Origin of the sequence: Pararhizobium antarcticum (assembly GCF_001885585.1) — a bacterium.
In the GTDB taxonomy this organism is placed as follows: domain Bacteria; phylum Pseudomonadota; class Alphaproteobacteria; order Rhizobiales; family Rhizobiaceae; genus Pararhizobium; species Pararhizobium antarcticum.
Genome location: NZ_LSRP01000077.1, coordinates 71,328 through 77,705, shown reverse-complemented (window position 1 = coordinate 77,705; position 6,378 = coordinate 71,328). Strand labels below are relative to the sequence as shown.

General features: G+C 61.1%; 6 protein-coding genes. All 6 read left to right on the top strand.

Translation table 11 applies throughout. The features are described from left to right. Positions 1 to 79 precede the first annotated feature (79 nt). The 6 genes from AX760_RS09660 (at position 80) to AX760_RS09635 (ending at position 6,330) form a co-directional block, all read left to right on the top strand. On the top strand, positions 80 to 1,174 hold the full coding sequence (locus AX760_RS09660) for a polyamine ABC transporter substrate-binding protein (RefSeq protein WP_071832680.1): 1,095 nt from the start codon (positions 80 to 82) through the stop codon (positions 1,172 to 1,174). Between the two features lie 211 nt (positions 1,175 to 1,385). Continuing rightward, complete coding sequence (locus AX760_RS09655) at positions 1,386 to 2,249, top strand: ABC transporter permease (protein WP_071832675.1); 864 nt, start codon at positions 1,386 to 1,388, stop codon at positions 2,247 to 2,249. A gap of 2 nt (positions 2,250 to 2,251) precedes the next feature. Then, a complete protein-coding gene (locus tag AX760_RS09650) occupies positions 2,252 to 3,040 on the top strand; it encodes an ABC transporter permease (RefSeq protein ID WP_425348831.1) in 789 nt (262 codons plus the stop codon). Then, the gene (locus tag AX760_RS28155; RefSeq protein WP_071832673.1) at positions 3,037 to 4,137 is read left to right on the top strand and encodes an ABC transporter ATP-binding protein; all 1,101 of its coding nucleotides are present in this window, start codon (positions 3,037 to 3,039) and stop codon (positions 4,135 to 4,137) included. Before AX760_RS09650 ends, AX760_RS28155 begins: the two co-directional genes overlap by 4 nt. 4 nt (positions 4,138 to 4,141) lie before the next feature. After that, positions 4,142 to 4,876: an MBL fold metallo-hydrolase gene (locus tag AX760_RS09640; protein WP_071832672.1), complete on the top strand. Its 735-nt coding sequence runs from the start codon at positions 4,142 to 4,144 to the stop codon at positions 4,874 to 4,876. A gap of 17 nt (positions 4,877 to 4,893) precedes the next feature. Further along, positions 4,894 to 6,330: an aldehyde dehydrogenase family protein gene (locus tag AX760_RS09635; RefSeq protein ID WP_071832671.1), complete on the top strand. Its 1,437-nt coding sequence runs from the start codon at positions 4,894 to 4,896 to the stop codon at positions 6,328 to 6,330. The last annotated feature ends 48 nt before the right edge of the window (positions 6,331 to 6,378 follow it).

Here is a 6,378-nt window from a genome sequence, read left to right as displayed (position 1 = left end):
AATATTGACTTAAAAAATGAACTCATTCAATCTTTTTCTCGAAGGCGCCGGAATGAGCGTCAAACCAGAGGGCAACATGATGACATCTTCCATGAGGCGCGCCTTTGCGCGTCGATTTTTTTCTTCCGCCGCCGCGACAGCGATCGCTGCCACTGCACTCGTTCCCACCGCTACCCCTGTGCTGGCGCAGGACGAGCTCAATGCGTTGGTGTGGTGCGACCATACCGATCCGGCGCTGATCGAGCCGTTCGAGAAGGCCAATAACGTCAAGGTCAACCTCAAGGACTACGAGGGCACAGGTGCCGCTCTTTCGATCCTCGAACAGTCGCAGCCGGGTGATTGGGACGTACTTGTCATTGACGGCGTTGACGTGCAGCGCGCCGTCGGCATGGATCTGCTGGCGGAAATTCCGGCCGACGCCTTGCCGACAGCCGACATCTTCCCGGAAGTGCGGATGGAAGCCAACAATATGAAGGACGGCAAGACCTACGCCGTCACCGAAAAATTCGGCTACAACACGATTTCCTACGACAAGACAAAGGTCGATCCGGAAGACATGAAGGATCTGTCGATCCTCTGGTCCGACAAATACAAGGGCCGCATCGCGCTCTATGACTACTACCTGCCGATGATCGGCCTTGTTGGCCTCGGGCTCGGCAAGACGACGGCCGAGCTGTCCGACGCCGACATGCCGGCGATCGCCGAAAAACTCTCGGCGATGAAGAAGGTCTCCAAGCAGGTGAGCGACGTCGTTTCCTCGCAGACGGCGCTGGCGACCGGCGAAGTCGATATCCTGGTCGGCGGTGGCGAATGGATCACGGCCGCCTTGTCCGGCGAAAAGCCGAATCTCGACTGGACGGTGCCGGATCAGGGTGCGGTGCGCTGGGCCCAGTCGATCGGCGTCATGAAGGCTTCCAAGAAGCAGGAACTGGCGCTGAAATTCGTGCAGTATATCGTCAGCCCCGAAGGCCAGGCGCGTCTCGCAACATCGTCCTGCTATTGGGCCATGCCTGCCAATGCCAAGGCCGGCGACCATCTGACGGACGCCCAGAAGGCGGCGTTGCGCTGGAGCGATCAGGCCGAGTACCTGAAGAAGACGCAGCTCTATCCGATCCCGAGCGCCGAACTTGACCAGAAGATGCAGGACGCCTGGACGGACATGATGCAGCAGTAAGGCTTTTGTCTTCTCCCCGACGGGGAGAAGGTGGCCGAAGGCCGGATGAGGGGGCGTCAGCCGCAGAGTTTGCTGAAAATCCCCCTCATCGTCTCACTTCGTTCGACACTTTTCCCCACTTGGGAGAAGAGGAAGCAAGCACCAGCCACCAGTCCGCCAATCTGCCGGATAGGAGTATGGTTGCAGCCTTTCCAAACCTGAAAGCCCGCCTATGCCCACCCTGACCCTCGAACAATCCGATCGCCGCAATGCCTGGGGTTTTGTCGCGCCGGCCCTTCTCTGGACGCTCGCCTTCTTCGTGGTGCCGTTCCTGTTCATGGCGGCGATGAGCCTCTGGTCGCGGCAGAGCGGCCAGATCGTCAAGGCGTGGAACCTCGACAACTATGTGGCTTTCTTCGAGAAGGCCTCGCTGTTCAAGGGGCTGGTGAATTCGCTCGAGATTACCCTTATCGTCACCGTTCTGTCGGTGCTCTTGGCCTATCCTCTGGCCTGGATCATCGCCGAGCGCGTGCCGAAACGCTTCCAGCGTTTGGCGCTGATCATGGCCGTCCTGCCGTTCTGGACCTCCTATGTGGTGCGCTCCTATTCCTGGCTTCTGGTGCTGTCGAAAAACGGCGTGGTCAACCAGACGCTGCTGACCATCGGCCTTGTCAGCGAACCGCTGGAACTGGCGAGCAACCGGACCGCAACCGTCATCGGTTTCACGCATTTCTTCGTCATGCTTCTGACGCTGACGATCTATGCCAATCTCATCCAGCTTTCGCCGAATTATCGCCGGGCGGCGGCCGATCTTGGCGCCAATGCCTTCCAGACGTTCCGCCACGTCATCCTGCCGCTGACGTTGCCCGGCATCATGACCGGTGCCTTCCTGACCTTCGTTCTGTGCATCGGCGACTATGTGACGCCGCAGATACTCGGCGGCAACAATGAACTGGTGCTGCCGCAGATCATCATGCTGCAGCTTGGCCGCCGCGCCGATTTCCCGATGGCGGCGGCGCTGTCGATCATCCTGATGCTGGCGGTGACGCTCGCCTATGTGCTCTGCGCCCGCTGGCTCAAGATCGAGAGGGCATGACGATGCGCAATATTGTCATTTCCGCCGCCTCCTGGGTCTACGCAACGCTGGTCTTCGGCTTCATCTTCCTGCCGGTGGCCGTGCTGGTGCTGTTCTCGTTCCAGGACGGTCGTTTGCCGGTGCCGCCGTTCAATGGCTTCTCGACACAGTGGTACGCGGCAATCTTCGCAGATCGCAAACTGATGGCGGCACTCGGCAATTCCTTCGTCGTCGCGCTCTTATCCTCGGCCATCGCCTGCGTTCTGGGTTTTCTTGCGGCTTATGCGCTGGCCCGCCACAAGCTGCCGGGTTCGGCGCTGCAGCGCGGCCTGCTGATTGCACCGATGACCGTGTCCTATCTGATCATCGCGCTCGGCCTGCTGACGGTCCTGAACACATTCGGCATTCCCCTGTCGCTCTGGACGGTGGGCATCGGCCATGTGGTTATCAACCTGCCGCTCTGCTTTGCCATCATCTATTCCTCGATGGGTGACCACCATATCAATATCGAGCGGGCAGCGCGCGATCTCGGCGCCGGCGACCTCAAGGTCATGGTGCTGGTCACGGCCCCGATGCTGATGCCCTCGATCCTCGCGGCCTTCTTCCTCTCCGTTACCTTTAGCTGGGACGAGTTCATCATCGCCTTCCTGTTGTCGCGCTTCGACGTCACGCTGCCGGTGGAGATCTGGAGCCTTTTGCGCTCTGGCCTCAATCCGAAGACCAATGCCATCGGCTCGCTGGTCTTCCTGGTTTCCGTCGCGGTTCTGATGCTGCTCGAATTCACCCTGTTCAGAAAGACTGGAAAATCATGACCGCCTCCGTCTCCGTTCAGAACGCCAGCAAGACCTTCGGCGCGTTTACGGCGCTGAACGACGTGTCGCTGGATATCAACGCCGGCGAGTTCATCGTTCTGCTCGGTCCGTCCGGTTGCGGCAAGACCACGCTTCTGTCCATCCTCGGCGGCTTCCTGTCACCGACCAAAGGCCGCATCTCGATCGGCAGTCGCGACATGACCAATGTCCAGCCGGCCAAGCGGCCGACCACGACGATGTTTCAGGATTATGCGCTGTTCCCGCATATGAAGCTCAAGGACAATGTCGGCTTCGGACTTCGCATGCGCGGCATGGCCAAGACCGCGCGTGATGAAAAGGCGCTCGGCTTCCTCGATCTCGTCGGGCTGAAGGGCGTGGCGGACAAGAAACCGCATGAATTGTCCGGCGGCCAGCGCCAGCGGGTGGCGCTTGCCCGCGCACTCGCGGTCGATCCGGACGTACTTCTGCTCGATGAACCGCTGGGCGCGCTCGATCTCAAGCTGCGCCGCCAGATGCAGGACGAGTTGAAGGCGATCCAGAAACGGGTCGGTACCACCTTCGTGCATGTGACCCACGACCAGGAAGAGGCGATGGCGATTGCCGACCGCATCGTCGTGATGAACCAGGGGCGCATCGAGGATATCGGCGCCCCAGCCGATATCTACATGCGGCCGCGCTCGCTGTTTTCGGCCGGTTTCATGGGCGAGGTCAACTTTATCCCCGGCACGGTCGTGGAAACGGACGCAGCCTCCGCGCGGGTCGAAACGGCGCTCGGCCCCATGACATTGTCCCCGTCCGCCTTCACGACCGGCTTTCCGATCCGCAACCAGGCCGTGACCCTGTGCATTCGGCCTGAGCATTTTCGCCGCGCGGGCACGGACGAGGTGGGACTTGTCACGCTCGGCCAGGCGTCCGTTACCGGCCAGGCCTTTTTCGGGACGCATTATCGCTGCCATCTGAGCCCGCTGGCCGCGCCGCAAATGTCCATCGTCGCCCACATGCCGCAATCCGCCACGGTGTCGGAAGGGGAAGCGGTCGGGCTTGCGGTCTCGGCCCTTGATGTGGTTGTCTTGCCCTCGCAGAGGAAGGATGCCTGAGACAATGGAACGTATTGCCGCCGACAAATGGTATGCCGTCCGCCGTCTTGCCGATGACGTGACCTATATCTGCGAACCCTTCATCCAGGAGTTCTACCGCTGCAACATCTGGCATGTGCGCGGCCGGGATAGGGACATGCTGGTTGATAGCGGCATGGGCGTGGTCTCGCTGCGCAACCATGTGCCGCTGGTCACCGAACGCGCGCTGATCGCCGTTGCCAGCCACACGCATTTCGATCACATCGGCTGCCATCACGAGTTCGAATGCCGTGCCGTGCATTCCGCCGAGGCCGATCTTCTCGCCCATCCGACGCGCGAAAACACGCTGGCCGAGCCCTATGTCACCGACGGGATTTTCGATGCGTTGCCGCCGGAACCTTACTGCTCGACGTGTTATGCCGTGAAAAAGGCGCCGGCGACGCGCATCCTCGACGATGGCGACAGGATCGATCTCGGCGACCGCTCCTTCGAGGTCATCCATACACCGGGACATTCGCCGGGGGGGATCGCGCTGTATGAGAAGGCGACCGAAACTTTGTTCTCTGGCGATATCCTCTATGACGGCCCGCTGATCGAGGATACCTATCATTCCAACGCAGCCGACTACATTGCCTCCATGGAGCGCCTGTTGAACCTGCCTGTCCGTATCGTGCATGGCGGGCATTTTCCAAGTTTTGACGGCGAACGCTATCGCCAGCTGATCACCGGCTGGCTGAACGAGAAACAGAAGACGACCTGACGGGAAGGACAAGACGAATGCTCGACAAACGCAAGTTCTACATCAATGGCGAATGGGTGGCCCCGCTGGTGGCCAATGATCTCGAGGTGTTGAACCCGGCGACGGAGAAGCCGATCGCGGTGATCTCCATGGGGACGGCCGCCGATATCGATCGCGCCGTGGCGGCTGCAAAGACAGCTTTTGCAGGCTACAGCCAGACCAGCGTCGAGGAGCGGCTGGCGCTGCTTGAAAAGCTGCTGTCGATCTACAAGCGCCGCTACGACGAGATGGCGCAGACGATTACCATGGAACTCGGTGCGCCGATCACCATGAGCACGGAGCAGCAGGCCGATGTCGGCGTCGGCCATCTCCAGGGCTTCATCGATGCACTGAAGCGCCTGCACATGCGCCAGGTCCTGCCCAATGGCGACGTGCTTTTGCGCGAGCCGGTTGGTGTCTGCGGGCTGATCACGCCCTGGAACTGGCCGATCAACCAGATCGCGCTCAAGGTCGTGCCGGCGCTGGCGACCGGCTCCACCTGCGTTCTGAAACCGTCGGAATTTACGCCGCTGAATGCGCTTCTCTATGCCGAAATGGTGCATGAGGCGGGCTTCCCGGCCGGCACGTTCAACCTCGTCAATGGTGACGGGATCGAATGCGGCGCGGCGCTGTCGAAGCACAGGGATGTCGACATGATGTCGTTTACCGGCTCCACCCGCGCCGGCATCGCCGTCAGCAAGGATGCGGCCGAGACGGTCAAGCGCGTGACGCTCGAACTGGGCGGCAAGTCACCGAACATCGTCTTCGAGGATGCCGATCTGGAAGACCGCGTTGCCGGAAGCGTTCTGGAATGCTTCAACAATTCCGGCCAGTCCTGCGATGCGCCGACCCGGCTTCTGGTTCAGCGCTCCGTCTATAACCAGGCCGTCGCGATCGCGACGCGGGTCGGCAAGGAAGCCACCGTTGGCGACCCGACGCAGGAAGGCAGCCATATCGGCCCGCTGGTCAGCCATATCCAGTTCGGCAGGGTGCAGGCGCTGATCGAGGCTGGCGTCGCCGAAGGTGCAAAACTTCTGGTCGGCGGTCCAGGCAAGCCTGAAGGTTTCGAGACCGGTTATTTCGTCAAGCCGACGATCTTCGCGGACGTCAACAACACCATGAAGATCGCGCGCGACGAGGTGTTCGGTCCGGTCCTCGCGATCATGCCGTTCGACACGGAAGAGGAAGCGATCGCCATCGCCAACGACACCAATTACGGTCTCGCCGCCTATGTCCAGACAAGCGATCCGAAACGCGCCGAACGCGTCGCTTCGCGGCTTCGCGCCGGCATGGTCCACATCAATGGCGGGCCGCATCGCTATGGCAGCCCGTTCGGCGGCTACAAGCAGTCCGGCAATGGTCGCGAAGGTGGCATGTTCGGGCTTGAGGATTTCCTCGAGGTAAAGACGGTTCATCGGCCGGAAGTGGCTGCCTGACCGAGTTGCTTTCCCCCTGCGCCGCGACGGCGGCGCAGGGGGAAAGCA